General features: G+C 50.1%; 20 protein-coding genes and 1 tRNA gene. 19 read left to right on the top strand and 2 right to left on the bottom strand.

What is annotated here, in order from left to right:
* Positions 1-67: 67 nt before the first annotated feature.
* The 6 genes from MHI43_RS20375 to MHI43_RS20350 all read left to right on the top strand — a co-directional run bounded on the left by MHI43_RS20375 (position 68) and on the right by MHI43_RS20350 (position 7229).
* Positions 68-214: a hypothetical protein gene (locus tag MHI43_RS20375; protein WP_155989858.1), complete on the top strand. Its 147-nt coding sequence runs from the start codon at positions 68-70 to the stop codon at positions 212-214.
* A 234-nt stretch (positions 215-448) separates the two neighbouring features.
* Complete coding sequence (locus MHI43_RS20370; RefSeq protein WP_036661503.1) at positions 449-1828, top strand: helix-turn-helix transcriptional regulator; 1380 nt, start codon at positions 449-451, stop codon at positions 1826-1828.
* A 43-nt stretch (positions 1829-1871) separates the two neighbouring features.
* Positions 1872-3239 (top strand): hypothetical protein, encoded by a 1368-nt coding sequence (locus tag MHI43_RS20365; protein WP_036661500.1) that lies wholly within the window; start codon positions 1872-1874, stop codon positions 3237-3239.
* A gap of 144 nt (positions 3240-3383) precedes the next feature.
* The gene (locus tag MHI43_RS20360) at positions 3384-4613 is read left to right on the top strand and encodes an MFS transporter (protein ID WP_036661497.1); all 1230 of its coding nucleotides are present in this window, start codon (positions 3384-3386) and stop codon (positions 4611-4613) included.
* A gap of 283 nt (positions 4614-4896) precedes the next feature.
* Entirely contained in the window at positions 4897-6126 is a 1230-nt protein-coding gene (locus MHI43_RS20355) for a chromate transporter (protein WP_036661495.1), read from the top strand.
* Positions 6127-6296: 170 nt separating this feature from the next.
* Positions 6297-7229: an NAD(P)/FAD-dependent oxidoreductase gene (locus MHI43_RS20350; RefSeq protein WP_036661493.1), complete on the top strand. Its 933-nt coding sequence runs from the start codon at positions 6297-6299 to the stop codon at positions 7227-7229.
* A gap of 165 nt (positions 7230-7394) precedes the next feature.
* On the opposite strand, the gene MHI43_RS20345 is transcribed toward MHI43_RS20350, so the two are convergent.
* Positions 7395-7697 (bottom strand): hypothetical protein, encoded by a 303-nt coding sequence (locus MHI43_RS20345; protein WP_036661491.1) that lies wholly within the window; start codon positions 7695-7697, stop codon positions 7395-7397.
* A 148-nt stretch (positions 7698-7845) separates the two neighbouring features.
* Here MHI43_RS20345 and MHI43_RS20340 point away from each other — a divergent pair, with 148 nt between their 5' ends.
* The 8 genes from MHI43_RS20340 to MHI43_RS20305 all read left to right on the top strand — a co-directional run bounded on the left by MHI43_RS20340 (position 7846) and on the right by MHI43_RS20305 (position 16627).
* The gene (locus MHI43_RS20340; RefSeq protein WP_036661489.1) at positions 7846-8229 is read left to right on the top strand and encodes an antibiotic biosynthesis monooxygenase family protein; all 384 of its coding nucleotides are present in this window, start codon (positions 7846-7848) and stop codon (positions 8227-8229) included.
* Between the two features lie 225 nt (positions 8230-8454).
* Positions 8455-9435, top strand: a complete 981-nt coding sequence (locus MHI43_RS20335) for a MoxR family ATPase (RefSeq protein WP_036661486.1) — start codon at positions 8455-8457, stop codon at positions 9433-9435.
* A gap of 12 nt (positions 9436-9447) precedes the next feature.
* Positions 9448-10554 carry a DUF58 domain-containing protein gene (locus MHI43_RS20330; RefSeq protein WP_015736196.1) on the top strand — a complete coding sequence of 369 codons (1107 nt, stop codon included), beginning with the start codon at positions 9448-9450 and terminating at the stop codon, positions 10552-10554.
* A complete protein-coding gene (locus MHI43_RS20325; RefSeq protein ID WP_015736195.1) occupies positions 10551-11855 on the top strand; it encodes a DUF4129 domain-containing protein in 1305 nt (434 codons plus the stop codon). Before MHI43_RS20330 ends, MHI43_RS20325 begins: the two co-directional genes overlap by 4 nt.
* A gap of 12 nt (positions 11856-11867) precedes the next feature.
* Positions 11868-13820 (top strand): type I pullulanase, encoded by a 1953-nt coding sequence (gene pulA, locus MHI43_RS20320; RefSeq protein WP_015736194.1) that lies wholly within the window; start codon positions 11868-11870, stop codon positions 13818-13820.
* A gap of 133 nt (positions 13821-13953) precedes the next feature.
* On the top strand, positions 13954-15525 hold the full coding sequence (locus MHI43_RS20315) for an S-layer homology domain-containing protein (RefSeq protein WP_341283157.1): 1572 nt from the start codon (positions 13954-13956) through the stop codon (positions 15523-15525).
* 128 nt (positions 15526-15653) lie between these two features.
* Positions 15654-16109 carry a RidA family protein gene (locus MHI43_RS20310; RefSeq protein WP_015736192.1) on the top strand — a complete coding sequence of 152 codons (456 nt, stop codon included), beginning with the start codon at positions 15654-15656 and terminating at the stop codon, positions 16107-16109.
* 2 nt (positions 16110-16111) lie between these two features.
* Positions 16112-16627 (top strand): GNAT family N-acetyltransferase, encoded by a 516-nt coding sequence (locus tag MHI43_RS20305; RefSeq protein WP_036661483.1) that lies wholly within the window; start codon positions 16112-16114, stop codon positions 16625-16627.
* A 43-nt stretch (positions 16628-16670) separates the two neighbouring features.
* Here the strand turns inward: MHI43_RS20305 and MHI43_RS20300 are convergent, their stop codons facing one another.
* Positions 16671-17522 (bottom strand): prolyl oligopeptidase family serine peptidase, encoded by an 852-nt coding sequence (locus MHI43_RS20300; protein WP_036661482.1) that lies wholly within the window; start codon positions 17520-17522, stop codon positions 16671-16673.
* 194 nt (positions 17523-17716) lie between these two features.
* On the opposite strand from MHI43_RS20300, the gene MHI43_RS20295 reads away from it, so the two are divergent.
* The 5 genes from MHI43_RS20295 to MHI43_RS20275 all read left to right on the top strand — a co-directional run bounded on the left by MHI43_RS20295 (position 17717) and on the right by MHI43_RS20275 (position 20674).
* Positions 17717-17789, top strand: a tRNA-His gene (locus MHI43_RS20295).
* A 128-nt stretch (positions 17790-17917) separates the two neighbouring features.
* Positions 17918-18178, top strand: a complete 261-nt coding sequence (locus MHI43_RS20290; RefSeq protein WP_015736189.1) for a YqkE family protein — start codon at positions 17918-17920, stop codon at positions 18176-18178.
* Between the two features lie 136 nt (positions 18179-18314).
* On the top strand, positions 18315-18896 hold the full coding sequence (locus MHI43_RS20285; protein ID WP_015736188.1) for an AAA family ATPase: 582 nt from the start codon (positions 18315-18317) through the stop codon (positions 18894-18896).
* Between the two features lie 127 nt (positions 18897-19023).
* Positions 19024-19743, top strand: a complete 720-nt coding sequence (locus tag MHI43_RS20280; RefSeq protein WP_015736187.1) for a DsbA family oxidoreductase — start codon at positions 19024-19026, stop codon at positions 19741-19743.
* A 103-nt stretch (positions 19744-19846) separates the two neighbouring features.
* Complete coding sequence (locus MHI43_RS20275; protein WP_015736186.1) at positions 19847-20674, top strand: GNAT family N-acetyltransferase; 828 nt, start codon at positions 19847-19849, stop codon at positions 20672-20674.
* The last annotated feature ends 12 nt before the right edge of the window (positions 20675-20686 follow it).

Genomic DNA, 20686 nt, shown 5'->3' with positions numbered 1-20686 from the left:
GTTTCGTCGTATTCCACTATATTGAACAAAAAATGCGATAAAATCAATTAGCGAGGTGAATACATTAATGAAAAGAAGATTGGCTTCTCTTTTTATCCTCTGTAGCATTATTTTAACGATTGCAACTCCAAGTTTAATTGTAAATGCAGAAAGTAATATCCCTAATAATGAAATGATGAAGTCTTTAAGTAATCATGGAATAGGAACAACTTAAGTTTTTTATGCTTGCTTTTAGCTATCTACATAATTTTATAGAAGATGATCTCATAATGTGTGATGACTTCGGATATTCTGAAGTCATCTTTTATTTCTATCTTGATCATTGAAGTGAGGAAGGAATCTAAACTATTTATTTCAAATTTACCTCTTAAAAATGGTTGATTCTAATGTTATAAAATAATAGCATTTAATTACTAATATTTGGTTTTCCATCTGGGGGTGTTGTTACTTGGAGACGACAGCCACGATTCGCGGAGAAATAGTAAGGTATTTGCAGAATCATCGTATGACAATTAACCAATTCGCCAGGATATCCGGCATCAACAGCGGAACACTTAGTAATATCTTGAATGGTAATCGTCCCATGTCTATGAACCAGTTAGACCGGATTACCAAAGGGATGGAGATTGAAGAGGGGCACTTCTATGAACTTTACATAACAGAAAGTATTTTTCGTACCACTCCGGATTGGCGGAGGCTTGGGCCTTTTCTTGAACGGTGTGCTGAACTGGATAAATTGGATTGTTTGCATAGAGCTGCACGAATGACGTTGGAAAATATCAATTACGTACCAATGCTTTTCGAAATGGCAGAGGTGTTTTTTAAAGAAGAAAAGTATAAAGCTGCTGCATTGCTTTATGAATGTGTGGTCGAAAGTGAAAAATTCCAGCATTCAGAAAGGCTTGCACTATGTCACTATCGTCTTTTTATGGTGGAGTTAAGTGATAACGTGGATGATAACTTAAAACTGGCAGTATCATTTGAGCAATATATCAATAGGCTAGATGAAAATTACCAATTAGACGCATATAGAAAACTTATTAATGTGAACATTTCACTTCTACGGTGGGATACTGTGGAAGTCCTAGCTAAAAAAATGGGTCAAATAGCAAGACTGCAATATAAGAATAACTTAAACACTGCAATCATGAATGATGAACAGGAAAAGCCTGTAGTTTTTTACATACTCTATTCATATCTCATTCTGGCGAGTGTCTGTCGTGAATCTGGAAACTTTGGAGAAGCATTAAGTTACCTGTCCCTGTATGAGAACCCGGATTGGATAAAGACACCCTCAGAACAGGAAATAATAATTATTAAACAGTTTAAAGAATGGGCGAGAGCGAATCGTTACCTATATAGGTTAATGTCTGGACATTCTGACGCTCTTTCTGAATATGTAAACTATGTTGAATCTAGAACTGATGAAATTTTTCCGGCCTTATGCAATATTGTGGTAGCAGCTAATCGACATCGCATCAACATCGATTATATTATAGAGCGGTTTCGGGAGTATCAAATATATAAACCACAACGAAATCAACTAGGCAAGGTAAGTGAGCAAGTTACGATGAATCAACATGCTCGCCTCCTTACCGAGCTAGGCATATACTATTTGAACTCCAAAAAGTTTAACCGTGGTTTAGTTTATATCGTTGACAGCATGGAGTACTCGATAAATATCAATAGTGACAGAGGGATGCTGCGGTGCATGGGGATCTTTGAGCAGTTCCGCCATGCTGCAACCGAGGATATACTAAAACGGTATAATGAACTGATTCGCGATGTCCAAAAATTATCCGTGTATGCCTGGAGCCCTCAAGTGTAAAGGGAAATGCTAAGTTTATAGATTTTTCTGGGGGTGTTGTTACTTGGAGACGACAGCCACGATTCGCGGAGAAATAGCTAGATATTTGCAAGAACATGGTTTGACAATTAATCAGTTTGCAAAGATATCTAGTATTAACAGTGGATCTTTAAGCAGCATACTTAATGGGAATCGTCCAATGTCAATGAATCAACTGGACCTTATCACCGCCTGTATAGGATTTAGTGAAGGTCATTTTTATGAAAGATATATATTCGAATGTATCTTTCATACAACCCCTGACTGGAGACGACTTGGAGCTTTTCTTCAACGATGTATTGAATTAGATAAACTGGATTGTATGCAATTAGCAGCCCGAATGGCAATGGAAAACATCACTTACGCCCCAATGTTATTTGAATTGGCGGAATTATTATTTAACGAAAAAAATTATAAAGCTGCGGCAGTTTTATATGAATGTGTTGCCGAAAGTGAAAAATTCCAACACTCTGAAAGGCTCGCCCTGTGTCACTACCGTCTTTTTTTACAAAGATTAAGTGATAATCAAGAATCGAACTGGCGGGCTGTAGTGCTATTTGAGCCTTACATTGAACGGTTGGAAGAAGAGTATCAACTTGATGCATATGTAGAATTAATTAATGTAAATGGTTCATTAGGCCAATGGGATAAAGTGGACGATTTAGCTATAAGAATGGGATCAAAAGCCATGATTAGATATCAGAATCAATACAATGAATATATAGGTAACCAACCTTTAGTTTTTTATATCTTGTATTCATACTTAGCCCGAGAAAATAGTTATGGTGAACGTGGGGATTATGAACAAGCTTTGTCCTATACACGGTTATACGAAAGGCCTGATTGGATTAAAGACCCTACCGAAAATGAATGTAGAGTCATAAAGCAGTTTAGTGAATGGGCTGAAGCCAACCGCTACTTGTTTTCCATCTTGGCTGGAGACTTTAGCATTTTGCCTGATTATGTAAAATACATCGAATCAAAAGAAGATGAAGTCTTTGTGGCACTCTGTCATATTGTACTTGCAGCAAATCGATATCGGTTCAATGTAGAATATTTACTTGAACGTTTTAAACAGCATCTTAATTACAAACCGCAGAAAAACCAAATTAGCAGCATTAATGTACACGTAACATTAAATCAATACACCCGCCTTCTCGCCGAATTAGGGATATACTATTTGAATGCCAAACAGTATGATCACGGTTTATCCTATATCCTGGACAGTCTCGAGTATTCGATCAGAATCAAAAGCGATAACGGGATGCTGCGGTGCATGGGGATCTTTGAGCAGTTCCGCCATGCTGCAACCGAGGATATCCTGAACCGGTATAATGAATTGATTCGCGATGTCCAAAAATTATCCGTGTATGTCTGGAGCCCGGTTGTGTAGGGCTCTTCGGTGCGTCCATGCGTTATTACATGACATTGCCGCCAGGATGTTGACCTCCCGGGGCTATGGCCTAAAGTCCGGGTTTGTGATAAACTCGGATAAGTTTATTTTTACATATCGCATGAAAAGTAAGGAGTCCATGTCATGACATCAAGAACATCGATAGATCCAAACACCAATTCCACAGGGCGCACATGGTTGATCTTTGCAGGCATTATCCTTATTGCCATTAACCTCAGGGCGGCGATTACTTCGGTAGGTCCGCTGATCGGAATAATTCGAGAGGATACGGGAATTTCGAACACATTGGCAGGCATGCTGACAACGCTGCCGCTATTAGCCTTTGCTTTACTGTCGCCGATGGCGCCGGCCATGGCCAAAAAATGGGGACTGGAGACAACCCTTCTGCTGAGTATGGTCGTGCTGACTTTCGGCATCGGCATACGCTCGATATCGTCTCCCTATACGCTGTTGATAGGTACCGCATTCCTAGGGATGGCCATAGCCGTAGGGAACGTGCTGCTCCCGAGTCTGGTCAAGCGGGACTTCCCGCGCCATATCGGTTTGATGACAGGCACCTACTCCGCCTCGATGAACCTGCTCGCCGCGATTGCATCGGGGGTGAGCATTCCGCTGGCTACCCAAGCCGGGCTTGGTTGGCAGGGCTCCCTGTTAATTTGGGGATCCTTGTCCATATTGGCGATGATTGTATGGCTGATCCAACGCAGCAGTTCCGGAAAAACCGCTGAGGTCAGTTCGGCTGCCGGAAAGCAGCAGAGCGTGCTGAAGTCGCCGCTTGCTTGGTATATTACTTTATTTATGGGGCTTCAATCGTTTACGTTCTACGTGAACATCTCTTGGCTGCCAGAAATTCTGAGAAGCCAAGGCATGGATTACGGCGCCGCAGGATGGATGCTCTCGATTCTCCAATTTGTCAGCCTGCCGTTTTCCTTCATCATTCCAGTCCTGGCCGGCCGGAATCCGAACCAGCGCGTACTGGTAACGATCTCTGCATTGTCCATGCTGATCGGTTATGCCGGTTTGTTATCCGGCATGTCTTCATTGAATCTCCTATGGGTGATGCTGGTAGGTATTTCGGGCGGGGCGAATTTCAGTTTGTCCCTGATGTTCTTCACCCTTCGTACCAAAACGGCCCACGAAGCCGCCGCGTTATCGGGCATGGCCCAGTCGTTGGGTTATTTGCTGGCTGCCGTCGGTCCGATGCTGATCGGGTTCCTGCATGACGCAACGGGAGGGTGGAAGGTGCCTCTGACGGTGCTGTCCGCCGTTGTCGTGGTGTTGTTCATCTTTGGTTTTGGGGCAGCGAAGCCAGGTTATCTGTCCGTTCCGGACGAAACGAAGACGGAGGCTTAAAGCTGCAGAAGTCAGCATCTGGTGATGCATCATGCTATTAGAACGATATGAAGAGCGATCCATGGAGATACTCCAGTTGGATCGCTCTTTTTTTAATGCATGTGCGGACATTCACGCGAAGCATTCAAGTCTGAAAAATTTACATTGCGTTTACATAAATGGGTAGATTGATCATGAGAATATGGTATACTCTGAAATTTGATAAAGATGATCTATATACTTAAGACTGAACGGGTTAAGAGTTCTATCACATTACACCAAGCAAACGGGGAGCGATGGTATCTTGAATCTACAGACAGATAAAGAGCAAACACAGTCTCAAGTTGGCAACAGACAACCGTCCGGAAGGTGGCGTGCGCTCGGCGAAACCTGGTGGACTGCTCTGCAGCTGGGACTTACTTCATTTGGCGGGCCGATTGCCCATCTCGGATACTTTCACCAGACCTACGTACGGCGCAAACAATGGCTGGATGAGAAAAGCTACGCGGATCTGGTGGCCTTGGCCCAGTTCCTTCCCGGACCTGCCAGCAGCCAGGTAGGCATTGGCGTTGGGGTTATGAGAGCCGGACTCTTGGGCGGACTTGTCGCCTGGCTCGGCTTCACGCTGCCGTCCGTGCTCATGCTTATGATTTTTGCCTATCTGATGCAGACCTTCGATCCCGGCTCGGCAGGCTGGATTCAGGGACTTAAAATCGTCGCGGTAGCCATCGTAGCGCAAGCGGTGCTCGGTATGGCAGGAAAGCTGGCCTCAGGCCCTGTCCGGGCAGCTGTAGCGTTAATCGCCATGACAGTCGTGCTGCTGTGGCAGAGTCCCGTGTCTCAAGTGACGGTGATCGCTCTAGCCGGCCTATCGGGATTGTGGCTGTTCAAGCGTCAAGCAAACGAAGAGGCAACACCCGATATGAAAATGCCGATCGGACGGAGAGCCGGACTCTTTTGCCTGGGAGCGTTTGTCGTTCTGTTGGTAGGTCTCCCGCTCCTTAAAGGAATAACCGATAATGGATGGGTAGCCATTGTGGACAGCTTCTACCGTGCCGGATCGCTTGTATTCGGCGGAGGGCATGTCGTTCTTCCGCTGCTGGAGAGCGAGACGGTACTGAACGGATGGATGTCTAAAGAGGATTTTCTAACCGGTTACGGGGCGACACAAGCGGTTCCTGGCCCGTTGTTTACATTTGCCGCTTATCTTGGGGTCCTGATTCAGGGAATACCCGGAGGCATCGTTGCCACGCTTGCCATCTTTCTGCCCGGATTTCTGCTCATTGTAGGAGCCATGCCATTCTGGAACGGCATCAGAAGAAACCCGAAGCTGCAGGGCATGCTGACAGGCATGAACGCGGCTGTGGTCGGAATTCTGCTGGCCGCTTTGTACCATCCCATATGGACTTCCTCCATTCAGGGGCCGCTTGAATTTGTGATCGGCACGGGACTGTTCGGGATGCTGATGTTCTGGAAGAGTCCCCCGTGGCTTGTTGTCATCATTGGCGCATTAGCAGGACAGTTTCTCCTGTGAAGGCCTTATTGAATAGCCCTCGGCACGGTGTGCCGGGGGTTATTTGATTGATCAGGAGTAAATCGCATCGGATTGGTTAAATATTAGGGTGTATCTCTATTCGGGAAGCATGCGTTGATCACAAGAGTTTCAGCTCTTAATTCGATACAGAAATGAGTGGATAAACCTACATGATGGACAGAGACGTGAAAGATTGCATTATTGTTGGCGGCGGAATTGCAGGTCTGCAGGCAGCTATACAACTGGGACGGTATTCGGCCTACGATGTACTGGTCATCGACCGGGGAACGGGGCGTTCCACCATCTGCAAGAGCTACCGCAACATACTAGGATGGCCGGAAGGGGTGTCCGGTGAAGAGCTCAGACAGCGAGGGCGGAAGCAGGCGGAGGCCGTGGGAGTTGCGTTTGCAGCCGATGATATACGGAAGGCCGAACGGGATGAAGCGAAGTGTTTTGTGTTAACCGGTAAAGACGGAACCAGGTACAGGGCAAAAAGCATGCTGCTTGCAACAGGCTTGATGGACCGCTTTCCCAAGCTGCCGGGCCTGATGTCTACGCTGGGCACATCCGTTTTTGTATGTCCCGATTGCGATGGATATGAAATTCAGGATCGAAAAACCGTTGTGCTGGGATCGGGGGATCCCGGTGCCAGTATGGCCATTTTGTTATCCGAGCGGGCTAAGGAAATCATCTATGTCAACCATGAGGGACAGCCGGCTTCGTCCGAGAACATGACGCAGTTAGCGAATCTTGGGATTCCGTATATAGAGAAAAGAGTAACCGAAATTCAGGAGGAAGGGGGCATCCTATCGGCTGTCGTGCTGGAAGACGGCAGCATCATACGCGCGGAGCGCGGTTTCATATCCTTTGGCGGGAACATGATCTATTCCGAATTGGCCGAGCAGTTAGGGGCGGAACTGGAGCACAACCGGCATGTGAAGACCGATCCCCGATCCAAAATGACAAGTGTCGAACTGCTGTGGGCTGCAGGCGACCTTGGCGTCCATTCCGAATTAACGACTGTAGCGATGGGGGAAGGCGCAACGGCTGCGATCTGGATCCATAAAACGCTGAAAAAGATGACAAGCCAAGCCGTAACATAATGTTAGGAGTCAGGCTGGAATATTCGCATGGTCCAGAGCCATGACATGATGACAAAAGAACCCGCCTGAATCGGGCACGGGATGTAAGCCGACACCGTGGATCAAGGCGGGTTTTCTGGTGCTATGAGCGGACTGTCAACTTAGTTCAAGTCGAGAGACTAGACGCTATGACAGACCGAATCTCGTGATATGATCTTCGAGTTTATATTTTTGCAGCAATTCCGTTTGCTTGGGACCGATCAGGTCAAAATGCGGGTATGGCTGGCGGTGATGGATATACTGCGGATTCAGTCCATTGGATATGCACCAGTCCTTCAGGAGCTGAATATCCGAGCAGCCTACTTTGGTTACGGTATGGAACTCCGGAAACCGCTTATCGTACCAATAATGGGTTAAAAACGCGATATCGCCTTTGGCGACTTTCTGTTTCCATTGCTGCAATTCCTGCTTCGAGATGCCGAATGCCATGTTAGTCTCATCCTCATTCGTATATTCATTCTTCTCATTATACCAGCATATACTTGACTGCACCTACTTGTTTTCATAGCCTGGTGCTGCGAAGTCTGTAGCGCTGCCTTACCGTTGATCGGATCGATGTCGAAAGAGGGGGAACGTTATGATATTGGAATCAGCTATTCTTTATATTAAACCTGGGCTGGCAAGCGAATTCGAAAGTGCTTTTCGGGAGGCTTCCGGCGTATTGTTATCCAAAAAGGGGTATGTAGGCCATGAACTTCACAAGTGCGTGGAGAACCGGGATGAATATATATTCCTTGTCCGCTGGAGCGGCATTAAGGATCACCTGATCGGCTTCCGCGGGCACCCGGACTATAAGAAATGGGCTGCCTCTCTGGAACCGTTTTATGCAAAGGCGCCTGAGGTCAAGCATTATATCGACATCCGGATCGACAGCCGAGAGCAGGCGGAATCGGAGCTGGCTAAACTGTTGATTCCGGAAAGCGGCTCGGATTCCGCCGAGGAAAACAGGCCGTCAGAATAATATGGGCTTCATTTTATCGGCTAATACAACACGGCATGAGTATCCCCTACTGAGGGTGATTCCCCGGGAGCCGTCCTTGGACGGCTTCTTGGCGTTATTGGAAGAAGCGCGCCCTGGTCAGTGAAGGCTTGGCCAAACTTGGCTAATCGGTCTTATTTTGTCCCGAATAACAGGAATTATGGGATGGCGTGACGAACTTTGTTGTTAAGTTAAACTACATAAGGGGTGGTTACAATCATTACAGATTATCATGACGTCCGCCGTCTTGCCGACGACATTCGGGCAAACGTTTCCAAAGTTATGGTAGGCAAGGAGCAGCTGATTGACAGATTGTTTATTGCCATGGTCACATCGGGACATGTACTGCTGGAAGATGTTCCGGGAACCGGGAAGACGCTGTTGGCCAAATCCATCTCCAGGTCGATTGATTGCACGTTTAAGCGAGTACAGTTTACGCCGGATTTGCTGCCGTCCGATCTGAGCGGCATTTATTTCTATAATCAACAGTCCGCGACGTTTGAATTCCGTCCCGGTCCGCTGTTCACCAATATCCTGCTCGCCGATGAAATCAACAGAGCGACGCCTCGTACGCAGTCCAGTCTGCTCGAGTGCATGGAGGAGCGCCAGATCAGCATCGACGGAGTAACCCATCAACTGAAAGAACCGTTTCTGGTCATCGCCACGCAGAACCCGCTGGAGCAGCAAGGAACGTTTCCGCTGCCGGAGGCACAGCTGGACCGCTTTTTATTCAAACTGAACATGGGGTATCCTACCTCGGAGGAAAGCGTGAATATTTTGAAGCGCTTCAAAGACGAACAGCCGCTGGAATCCCTGACGGCCATCGCAGCGTCCGACCGCATCGTACAAGCCAGGCATATCGTCAGCAAAGTACATGTCAGCGATGAGATGTTGGCTTATATAGTCGAACTTTCCGAGCATTCGAGACGGGATGAAGCCGTCGCCTCCGGCGTAAGCCCGAGGGGCTGCCAGGCATTATTGAAGGCGGTGCAGGTACAGGCCGTCCTGAACGGGAGAGAGTTCGTTACGCCTGATGACGTGAAGGAGCTGGCCGTGCCGACGTGGGCGCACCGCTTGAAGCTGCGGGGGACGCTCCACAACCGCGGCGGCGCGACCGCCTCGGAAGAAGTGATCGAACGATTGCTGCAGCAGGTTGCCGTGCCGACAGAAGAAGGCATTTCGTCGTAGGGGGCGATGGCGATGGGAGCCTACTGGATATTGTTGATCGCTGCGGTGGTTGTGGTCGTGCAGGGCAAGATTTTCAAACGGACGGCACTCCAAAAGCTGAACTACAGCCGTTCCTTCAAGGTATCGACCTGCTATGAGGGAGATTCCGTGGAATTGATCGAAATCATCGAGAACCGTAAAGCGCTGCCGGTGCCCTGGCTTCGGGTAGAATCTCAGTTCCGCTCGGGCCTGGCGTTCGATAACCAATTGAACCTGGACATCAGCGAGGGGCAATACAATCAGAACCATAAGAGCTTCTTCAGTCTGCTGCCTTGGACCAAGATTCTTCGAAGGCATCGGATTACCGCGAAACGAAGAGGTTTGTACAAGCTGGGAACGGTATCGATGACGACAGGGGATCTGGTCGGCATGGAATCGGTTGTCCAGAGCAAGACCCTGTCCGGCGGAATTATCGTGTATCCGATGCCGATGGATGCGTCGGACATGGAGCTGCCGGTTCAGACCTGGATGGGGGAGATGCTGGTCCGAAGATGGATCATGGAGGATCCATTCCTGATATCGGGCGTTCGCGAATATCGGGACGGTGATCCGCTGAAGGATATCCAATGGAAAGCGACTGCACGGACGGGAAGCCTGCAGGTTCACAGGCGGGATACGACCGCGGACAGCCGGCTCTTCATCTATTTGAATATTGAAGATCATGAGCAGATGTGGAGCAAGGCAACGCGGCCGGAGGCGATTGAGTATGGCATCCGCCTGGCTGCCGGCATTACGGCGCATTTATTGTCACTGGGCATGGAGATCGGGATGGGGACCAATGGAACCCTTGGCGAGGATTCAAGCGATGAAGCATTCGTTCCGGTTGCAGGCGGCATGATGCAGCAGGAGCTGATATTCGAAATGCTGGCCAGACTGGAGCTGACCCGCCGGCTTTCTTTTCATGATTATTTGGCCCATGAGCTGTCGCGGCATGAAGAAGCTAAAGATATCCTCATTCTGAGCACTTACGTCAGTCCCAGGCTGGAAGAGATGTTTCAGCGATTCCGGGATAATGGGCACACGATCCAGGTATTCCTTCTCCGCGACGTGCCGTCTTCCGCGAAGGAGGTGTCCGCATGACCAGTCGAGGACCCGGATTTATAAGGGCTTTTTTGCAGGGATTGGTGGAGTGCGTATTGTATTTCCCGGTGCTCTTCATCCCGGCATTCTATCTGCTGCCTGAATCGTACCGATGGATATGGCCCGCCCTGGTCTTAGGCGGGTACGTCCTGGGCTACGCAGGTGCACATTGGTTCAACATGGATCGTCAGTTCAAAGCTTTCGTATGGTCTTGCCTGGTATCCGTTGCTGTATCCGTTGCCTTTGTAGGGGTTGATATCATCCTTGCTTACGTGATCCCGCTGTTGTTTATTGCCAGTATTCGCGGAAGCCGAATGGAGCAGGTGAACTGGAATTTGATGTTCCCGGGAACATACTTTCTGATCGGGTTGATTCTGTACGGGGTCAGCAGTTTTTTTCTCAGTTTCACGGACTCCTTCCGCGGCGGAATATCGTCTCTGACCTGGATGGGAGCGGCTGCGTTAGGATTGACCCTGCTGATCGTCAACCGGCAATACGTGCTGGACGAAACGCTGCCGGGCAATGACCAGCCCGTGCTGGAACGGCGCGTGCTGCGCTACAATCGCTGGTTTATCATCCTTTTGCTGATCCTTATTGCGCTGGTCGCTTTTCTTCCGCAGCTGCAGCAGTGGGTCTCCGATATGGCGAGGGGGATCGCTGCCTGGATCTCCGGGTGGTTCAGTTCGGGTGCAGAGCAAGCGCCGGAGCCTCCTTCAATGTCGGAGCCTCCTCCCGAGATGCCGTATCTCGATGAAGAAACCAAGCCGCCTAGCCAATGGATGAAAGTCCTGGAGCAAGTGCTGATTTATGGCGTATTCACCGTGATCGGGATCGGTATGCTATACGTTCTGTTCCGGTTTGGCAAAGTGCTGCCCAGCCTCTACAGAAAATTCTCCGCGTGGATGAACAGGATGATGAACAGGCAGAACGTCCAGCCCCAACTGGGCTATGAGGACGAAGTGGAGAATATAGAGCATGACCCGGCATCCAAGCGGCTGCGACGGCTGTTGTCCGGCGTGCGTATCGGCGGAAGGCATCGGGAAGGAGAGGGCTCGGAGTTTCTCAATGAGAAAATCCGCCAAATGTATCGTTTGATACTTTCCCGAAGCATCAGGGAAGGCTATAATTGGAAAGCGTCATTTACACCGCGGGAGACCGAAAACGATCTTAAGGAATGGGACGGACGGAAGGATCGCATTCCGCAGTCCTTGATCGAGCTGTATGAGGAAGCCCGCTACGGAAACCGTACCATTACAAAAGAAGAAGTTGAAGGACTGCAACTTGACCGGAAGCCTAAATGAGGAGTGAACATCTTGTCGGTACAAAAAGAAAGCAACGCTGTTATTCACTACGGGGATCCCGCGGTAACCGGGGGCGTCTCCGTTTTTGATAAGGAATTTGACAAGCTGTTTTATTATGACGGAACCGACCTGGGGTTAACCTACCAAACCCAAGAGTCCAAGTTTCGCCTGTGGGCACCCACGGCCAGCGAGGCCTACGTGCTGCTGTACGCGGATTGGCAGACGTCAGAAGCCCGGCGTTTCCCGATGACGCGCGACGTGAAGGGAACCTGGCTGCTGAAAGTAGAAGAGAATCTTCATGGGATGTTTTACACCTACCAGGTGCTGATCGGGGATCAATGGAATGAAGCAGTCGATCCCTACGCGGCAGCCGTAGGCGTCAATGGCGATCGGGCTTACATCGTGGATATGGCAGGGACCGATCCCGAGCGTTGGACAGACGAGAAACCTCCGTTCCAAAGCCCGCTGGATGCCGTTATCTATGAACTGCATGTTCGTGATTACACCATTCATCCGGACAGCGGAGTGGAGTTTAAGGGCAAGTTTAAAGGCCTGACGGAGACGGGTACCCGGGGGCCGGGAGGGATTCGTACAGGACTTGATCATATCGTGGAGCTTGGGGCCACGCACGTGGAACTACTGCCGATTTATGATTTTGCCACGGAAAGCGTGGATGAGACCAGGCTGCATGAGCCTCAGTACAACTGGGGGTACGACCCGAAGAACTATAATGCTCCTGAAGGCTCGTATGCTACCGATCCGTATGTGCCGGAGATTCGGATCCGTGAATTGAAGGAGCTGATTCAGACCTTCCATGAACATGGCCTGCGGGTCATCATGGACGTGGTGTATAACCACGTTTATGACGGGTATTTGGTCAACTTTACGAAACTGGTGCCGGGATATTATCTCCGCTACACGAAAGACGGCAAATTCTCCAACGGATCCGGATGCGGCAATGACACGGCATCCGAGCGTCCGATGATGCGGAAGTTCATTGTGGAATCCGTCCTGCATTGGGTGAAGGAGTATCGGGTGGACGGTTTCCGCTTTGACCTGATGGGATTGCTGGATGTGCAGACGATGAATGAAATCCGTGCGCGCCTGGACGAAATCGATCCTTCCATCATGACGATCGGCGAAGGCTGGGTCATGAATACCGAGCTGGACGAGAAGAAACGGGCGAATCAGCAGCAAGCGGCCTTGATGCCGCGAATCGCGCACTTTAACGATGGTTTCCGTGATGCAGTTAAAGGGGATATCTTTCATTTTGATTATAAAGGCTTTGTGAGCGGCGGCGTCGGATATCAAAACAAGGTGAAGCAAGGCATCGTGGGCGGCATTCCGTATTCCCAAGATATCAAGGCGTTTGCTTCCGAGCCGGATCAGTGCGTGAATTATGTGGAGTGTCATGATAACCATACCCTTTGGGATAAAATCATGCTGTCTACGGATGGGGAGTCGGATGCCGTTCGCCGCGATATGCACCGGCTGTCATCGGCCATGATTCTTACCAGCCAAGGCATTCCTTTCCTGCACGCCGGCCAAGAGTATTATCGCTCCAAGAACGGTGTGGAGAACAGCTACAATGCCAGCGATGAGGTGAACCGGCTTGATTGGGGAATGGCATCGGAACACCAGGACGGGGTGAAGTACATCCAGCGGCTCGTTCAGCTGCGCAGGAATCATCCGGCGTTCAGAATGAGGGATGCAGCGTCGATCCGCAAGCATCTTCATTTCGAGCCGTGCCCGGAGCATACCGTTGCTTTCACGCTTCGCGATCATGCGGGCGGCGACCCGGCAGAGAATATCTATGTGCTCTATTATGCCGGACGCAAACCGTCCTCCCTGACGATACCCAAGCTGGGCGACTGGAAGGTTCTGTTTGGCGAAGAGCATGTGAAGGGATTGAGCCGGGATTCCCTTGTAGTCGAAGGTATAGGCGCGGTCGTTTTAACTTGTTAAATCCTTAACCGTTGCCCACATTGCCAAGAAATGCATAATGCCTGATTCTATCATCATCTGATATGCTGAGAATATCAGATGATAGAATCGAGGCGCCCCTTTGAAGAAATATATCCTGTCACTTTGTTTCCTTTTGTCTTTTACAGCGTTTATAAGCCCCCTTCAGGCATCAGCAGCTCAAGCTCCTAGCCCGACCGCTTTTCACGATATTTCGTCCAGCTTTGCAAAAGACGCGATTTACCGTCTGGCCAAGCGAGGCATCGTAAGCGGGGATGGCACAGGAGCTTTTTTGCCGCGAAATCCGGTTACGCGGGCCGAATTTATCGCTATGGTTGCCAGAATGCTGAACATGGAGCCTGTTCCGAACGATCTGCCCGCCTTTCAGGACGTATCCCGTTCAGCTTGGTACTACGGCTGGGTTCATGCAGGCCTTAATTTATCCATCGTGGAGGGGAACGGCTACAAGTTCTTTCCGAATGCTTCGATAACAAGACAGGAAGCCGCGGTCATCGTTATTCGTGCCATGAAGGATATTGGATACGATAACGGATATACCGCCGGCTACTATACGGATTCGGAATCGATCGCGGCATGGGCTTGGCGTGCGGTCGGCCAAGCGACGAATACAGGCTGGCTGCAAGGAAGCCAAGGCCAATTCAGACCGCTGGACCCGATCACCAGGGAAGAAACGGCGATGCTGCTGGACAGGGTCCTTCAATCGGGAAACGTGAAATCCATGATCGACAGCCAGCCGGCTGCGAATATTCATATGGGCTGGTTGTACAATGGCTCGACCAAGCAATATATCTCCTATGCCAAACGGGCCGGGTTGAATGTGCTGGTGCCGCGGTGGTATTACATGGAGTCTAACGGGAAGCTGTCGGACAGCACCGACATCGAGCTGCTGAATTGGGCACATAACAATGGCCGGCAGGTGTGGGCTATGGTGGGCAACCGCGCGAATGCGGAAGGAACCCACCAGGTTCTAAGCAGTCCGCAGTCCCGGAAGTCTGTCGTAGACAGCATCGCTGCGAGCGTATCCCGCTACCGATTGGATGGGATCAATATCGATTTTGAAAACGTCATGCCTGAGGACAGGCAGAATCTGACGGCCTTCATCACGCAGTTATCCATGGAAATGAAACGGCTTGGAGCCAAGTTATCCATTGATGTTTCACCTGATCTGAATACGGATTGGACGGCTGCCTTCGATTATGCGGCGCTTGGGAGTCAAGTGGACTATATGGTGCTCATGAGTTATGATCAGCACTGGGGCGGTTCGCCGAAAGCAGGCTCCGTATCCTCGCTGCCATGGAGCGAATCCGCGCTGAGCAAGCTGCTGACCCAAGTGCCGGCTAAGAAGAGCATCATTGCGTATCCGCTCTATACGAGGGATTGGCAGATTGCTTCATCGGTGTCCTCGTCGGATATCAGTTTGATTGAACAGGGACATCGCATCCGTCTGACCCGGGCTTCCTTAACTTGGAATGCCAGCGTGGCGCAATATGAAGCAGCTTATAGCAGCAGAGGCATCCAGCATCGCATATGGACCGAGGATTCCCGCTCCCTGTCATGGAAACATCTCATGGCCGCCAAATACCGAATTGCCGGGTATGCCTATTGGTATCCGGGAGCAGAAACGACGGACGTGTGGCAGGCGATTGACAATGCGGAGCGTTATGCTTCGTATTCGTTCCGGATCTAAGAGCAGACAGGTTACATCCAAGACCAATCCCGATGAATGGGGTTGGTCTTTTTTTGCTTGTAAAACGGTTATTCCGTGATACAATAATTGAAATTTAATTTGAATGATTTTCCTATAGGAGTGATCAAATGACCGTTTGTGCGGAGGAACGTTTACAGCAGCTGGGCATCAGCTTGCCAAAAGCCGGATCGCCGGCAGCCAAGTATGCCAACTACGTCATCGTGAACGGGTTGATGTATGTTTCCGGCAAGGGTCCATCCGGGCAGCCAAGGGGTAAATTGGGCGAGCATTACACAACGGAGCAGGGATACGAATATGCTCGGCTGACCGGAATCGAAGTCTTGGCCGTATTGAGGGAAGGCCTTGGATCGCTTGATAAAGTGAAGCGGGTGGTTAAGGTTCAGGGCTTCATTAACGCAACAACCGATTACGAAGAGCATCATATGGTTTTGAATGGATTCTCAGATTTGATGCTTGAGGTGTTCGGGGATCAAGGGATCCATGCCAGATCCGTATTCGGCGCGGTATCCTTGCGGGATCAGCTGCCTGTCATTGTGGATTCGATTTTTCAAGTGGAGGGATAGCCTTGACGTTAACATTAAGGGAGCTGCTGGAGAAGGAGGATGAGAGTCTGCTGTTTATGGTCCAGGAGATTGGCTCCGGCGAGAACGGCTTTGTTAACGGCTTAAATAGCAGCAGCATGGAGGAATTCTCCTCCATGGTTCGTCGCAATTACGAAATAGCACGAAGCATCAATCTGCCGGATGAGTATGTTCCCCAGACGATTTATTGGCTGTATCATAACGGCAAGCCTGTAGGTTACGGCAAGCTCAGACACCGCTTGAATGAGAAGCTGTTGGAGTCAGGGGGGCATATCGGGTATGTCATCAGGCCGTCGGAGCGGGGGAAAGGATATGGCAAACAGATGCTGGCGGGGCTCGTTAAGAAAGCCTGTGAGAAGAACATAAGCCGGGTCCTTCTAACCTGCGATGAAACCAATCTGGCTTCCCGTCGCATCATAGAATGGAACCATGGGGAACTCAGTTCCATTGCGGACGGGAATTGCAAATACTGGATCGATACGGCTGCTAGGCTGGAATAGGGGTGTAGATACCGATCCTCATGAGCTTGAGATTAATTACGCCTTAACTTCGCTTCAACCAGTCGAACATCCGGTTGATCGCCGCTGCATGCTGCGGCGGCGGGAAATGATGTCCCAGCCCTTCGTACAGGTGAGCTTCGGGGTGATGTCCCAGCTCTTGAAGCTTGTCCAGCATTCGGAAGCTGTGTTCAACCAGGACCTGCTCGTCCCGCGTACCATGCACAATCAGGACAGGACATCGGATTCGATCCGCATAGTGAATCGGGGACCGAAGAAGGTATCGTTCCGGAAACTTGGTCGGCGTACCGCCAATGACGCGTTTCATCATTCTGCGCAGATCGATCCGTTCCTCGTAGGTCTGCGCCAGGTCGGAGACGCCGCTCCATAGAATCATTTTGGATACATGAGATGACCGGGCGGCTGCCACGGCAGCATTGATCGCCCCGCGGGAGAAGCCCAGCAGATGCATACGGCTGTTGTCTATCCATGGAATGCGGGATAACCATTCCAAGGCGGTGATCACATCCATCGTATCGGCGCCTCCAAACTCATCCCTGCCCTCGCTGCCTTCGTTTCCGCGATAGGCCGGAGCAAACACGGCATAGCCTTGCGCCGCGAATTCTTCGACCCACTTCAACCTGACCGCGCCGATCCGGCCTATGCCTCCGCGGCAATACAGGACCAGCGGCAGCTTCGATTCGATCGAGCCGGAGGCTCCTTCCGGAACAGGCTCCTTATTCAATGAGCATGCAAGCGTGCCGGTTATCGTAACGCCGGGTATGGCGTCGACCGCTTCGGACATCTCCTGGCTGCGATTAGGGGACAATTGCGGCGGCAGACCCAGATATCCTTTCACATGCAATCCCTCTGAGACGTAATCGATATGATAGATCATGGATGTCTTACCCCCTATGCTGAAATCATCATGTTGTAGCGTATGTGGACTCTTGGTCAGACGACGGAGTTCAAGTAAGTATAGTATTTACTCGTCGTTGAAATCAAGGGGCGATGTAAGAAATTACAATTTGCCAAACGGTTGAATATCTGATATATTATGATCTCGGGCATAATGATATGTCCATTGTCATGGCGGTCGTGGCGAAGGGGTTAACGCACCGGATTGTGGCTCCGGCATTCGTGGGTTCAAGTCCCATCGATCGCCCTTAAGTAAGTATACATAACGAGAAGGAGAGCCGAGAGGCTCTCCTTTTTCGTAAAGCCTCTTCAATAGATACGGATGTCAGACGACATTTAAGATGGTATAATGGATTGAAATCGAGGTGAGTATTTATGGCAAAAAAGAAACGAACGTCCCCGGCGCCGCGGACGGAAACTGCCGATAAACCCGCAACGCTAAAAGATATGCTGGACCCTCAAGTTTTGGCAAAGCTGAAGGCGACAACCGAGTCCTTAAAGGCCTCTGAAGCCGAGCGGCTGGAGAAGGAGCGGCAGGAACGGGAAGCTGCACGCAAGGCGGAACAGAAGCGTCGCGATAACGATTTTGAATATCTGCTGGAACACAGCGAGATGGATTGGAAAAAGTACAAATGACAGGCGGCGGCACGCTGTCTGTTTTTTAATATAGATATCAGATAAGGATAGGTTTAATAAACCAGGCCTATCTGGTAATGCAATATAAACGACTGAAGTCTACACAGTGAACCAAATGCGGAGGAAGAACGAGAACATGAATCATGGCCGTGCTATAAGGATCGGGATAGGCGGGGGGACGGGCAGCGGCAAAACGACGCTAAGCCTCCAACTCAAGCAGAAGCTTGTCGAGTATCGGGTGGCGCTCTTTCATATGGACAAATATTATAAGTCCGTCAGACCTATGTCTAAAGCGCCCTTTACGAATACAGTCTTTGAGGATTTTAACCATCCGGACGCCGTCAACATCCAGCGTCTGACCGATGAGATAGAACAAGCCGCCCGTTGCGGTGACCATGATGTCATCGTCATTGAAGGGTTTCTTCTGTATCAATTCGAGGATCTTCGAAACTCCCTGGATCTGAAGCTGTTCGTCGACTGTCCCGCGGATGAAAGAATGCTTCGAAGAAACCGGCGGTTCATGGAGAAGGGTCATCGCGAGGAAAGCGTGATACAGGAATATTTGCAGCTTGTGCGATACAGGCATGATCAATATGTCGAGCCTACCCGTTGGCATGCGGATTTGGTGATGAACGGCTCCGTGGAGGGGAAGCTTGGCTGTGCGGTTGTAATGGACTGGATTCAGGCCAGGGTACAAGATAGCAGAAAGCATCGCTGAAGGCTGTTTAAGCTCATATCATGGATTACCGTGCAGCATTGCTGTTTTCATATGTAGTGTTGATATCAGGGTGAAAGCGGGTTACAATTAGTAAGTTAGTATTCCTGCTCGCTAGGAGGCGAATGAAATGAAAGTTGAAATTTGGTCGGATTTTATGTGTCCGTTCTGTTATATTGGAAAGCGCCGGTTCGAATCGGCATTGGAGCAGTTCCCTCATAAGGATCAGGTTGAAGTGGTATATCGCAGCTTTGAGCTTGATCCGAATGCGTCGTATATGCCCGGGGTGTCCATGGACGAGTTATTGGCGGCGAAATACGGCATGAGCATAGAGCAGGCCAAGGCAGCTAATGCCAACGTGACTCAACAAGCGGCCGGTGTTGGACTTACCTACCACATGGACCGCGTGATCCCTGCCAATTCATTTGATGCTCACCGACTGGTTCATTTTGCTGCGCAGCATGGTAAAATGAAAGACATGACGGAGCGGCTGTTCCGCGCCTATTTCACGGATGCCGAGAATCTGGAAGATAAGAACCTGCTCGCCGATCTGGCGGCGGAGGTCGGACTGGAGCGGGAGCAGGCTATGGCGGTGCTTGAAAGCGATGCTTTCCAATCCGAGGTACGGGCAGATGAAGCCGCAGCGACGAATCTTGGAATTCGGGGAGTGCCGTTCTTCGTGCTCGGAGGCAAATATGCCGTGTCCGGCGCACAACCGCTGGAAGTTTTCACGGATGCACTGGACAAAGCCTATCGTGAAGCGAATCCCCTAGTCATGGTGAACGAGTCCGACAGCAACGACGGCATGTGTGCCGACGGATCTTGCGATCTGCCGGGCAGCGCGAAATAAACCATACACAGCAAGCCTAGAGCCCGAAGCATCCGTACACGATCTTCGGGCTCTATTTATCACCGACCCTTAATGTTGAATACATAGAACATAGGAGGTAACCATGCTGCATCTTCCATCCGAGGAGCTAATCCATCGCATTCAACGTTCGGAAACGGAGTATATGTATGATCGAATGCAAGCCATCGAAGGCCGGACCGGAAATCCCGAAGGGATCGAGATGGTTCGTTTCGGACATGCGCTGTGTTTGTACAGCAAAACGATGCCTTGGCTTTCTTTTAACACGGTCAAAGGGCTCCGTTCGGAGAATCTGAAGGATCTGGACGCAATCATCGACTTCTATCATTCGCGGGACCGCAAATTCCAGTTCGAGATCGTGCCCGCCATGGTGAATCAGGCATTTCTCTCGGCGCTTGCCGATCGTGGATTCTTCCAATCCGCCTTTCATAATTCCATGTATATGAACCCGCAAGAACTGGTGGACATGCCGGATCACGGAATTGTGATCAAAACAATAGACAAAGACGAGTTTGAAGATTATGCTAAAGTTCATTGCCTGGGAACAGGACTGCCGGTGCAAGGGATCCCATCCGTAGCATTGAACAATCGCGTATTGCATGCAAGACCGGGCTGGAGGTTCTATATGGCTTATGTGGATGAGCAGCCGGCTGCGGCCGGTGTCATGCATATGAACCATTCCACGGCTTCGCTTACATTTGCCGCTACGCTGCCGGAATACCGTAGACGGGGGCTGCATCAGGAGCTGCTTCGCAGAAGAATACGGGACGCGAAGCGGGAGGGATGCAATCTGGTTGTCGGTCAGTGTGCCTTCTTATCCCAGAGCCATCGCGACATGGAAACCGTCGGCATGAAGCTGGGCTATGTTCGGACGACCTGGACCGAGCGTCAACCTGAAAGTTCAGCGGAGTAGGGCAGGTGGGAA

This window comes from Paenibacillus sp. FSL H8-0457 (assembly GCF_038051935.1).
GTDB lineage: Bacteria > Bacillota > Bacilli > Paenibacillales > Paenibacillaceae > Paenibacillus_AQ > Paenibacillus_AQ lautus_A.
Note: the sequence above shows the minus strand (reverse complement) of the source record. Positions and strands in the feature narration are given on the sequence as shown.

Bases quoted from the DNA above. Each gene is read 5' to 3' on its own strand.
- MHI43_RS20275 (WP_015736186.1), top strand. From the start codon at position 19,847: ATGCTGCATCTTCCATCCGAGGAGCTAATCCATCGCATTCAACGTTCG.
- MHI43_RS20280 (WP_015736187.1), top strand. From the start codon at position 19,024: ATGAAAGTTGAAATTTGGTCGGATTTTATGTGTCCGTTCTGTTATATT.
- MHI43_RS20285 (WP_015736188.1), top strand. From the start codon at position 18,315: ATGAATCATGGCCGTGCTATAAGGATCGGGATAGGCGGGGGGACGGGC.
- MHI43_RS20330 (WP_015736196.1), top strand. From the start codon at position 9,448: ATGGGAGCCTACTGGATATTGTTGATCGCTGCGGTGGTTGTGGTCGTG.
- MHI43_RS20375 (WP_155989858.1), top strand. From the start codon at position 68: ATGAAAAGAAGATTGGCTTCTCTTTTTATCCTCTGTAGCATTATTTTA.
- MHI43_RS20290 (WP_015736189.1), top strand. From the start codon at position 17,918: ATGGCAAAAAAGAAACGAACGTCCCCGGCGCCGCGGACGGAAACTGCC.
- MHI43_RS20340 (WP_036661489.1), top strand. From the start codon at position 7,846: ATGATATTGGAATCAGCTATTCTTTATATTAAACCTGGGCTGGCAAGC.
- MHI43_RS20325 (WP_015736195.1), top strand. From the start codon at position 10,551: ATGACCAGTCGAGGACCCGGATTTATAAGGGCTTTTTTGCAGGGATTG.
- MHI43_RS20345 (WP_036661491.1), bottom strand. From the start codon at position 7,697: ATGGCATTCGGCATCTCGAAGCAGGAATTGCAGCAATGGAAACAGAAA.
- MHI43_RS20350 (WP_036661493.1), top strand. From the start codon at position 6,297: ATGATGGACAGAGACGTGAAAGATTGCATTATTGTTGGCGGCGGAATT.
- MHI43_RS20300 (WP_036661482.1), bottom strand. From the start codon at position 17,522: ATGATCTATCATATCGATTACGTCTCAGAGGGATTGCATGTGAAAGGA.
- MHI43_RS20310 (WP_015736192.1), top strand. From the start codon at position 15,654: ATGACCGTTTGTGCGGAGGAACGTTTACAGCAGCTGGGCATCAGCTTG.
- MHI43_RS20360 (WP_036661497.1), top strand. From the start codon at position 3,384: ATGACATCAAGAACATCGATAGATCCAAACACCAATTCCACAGGGCGC.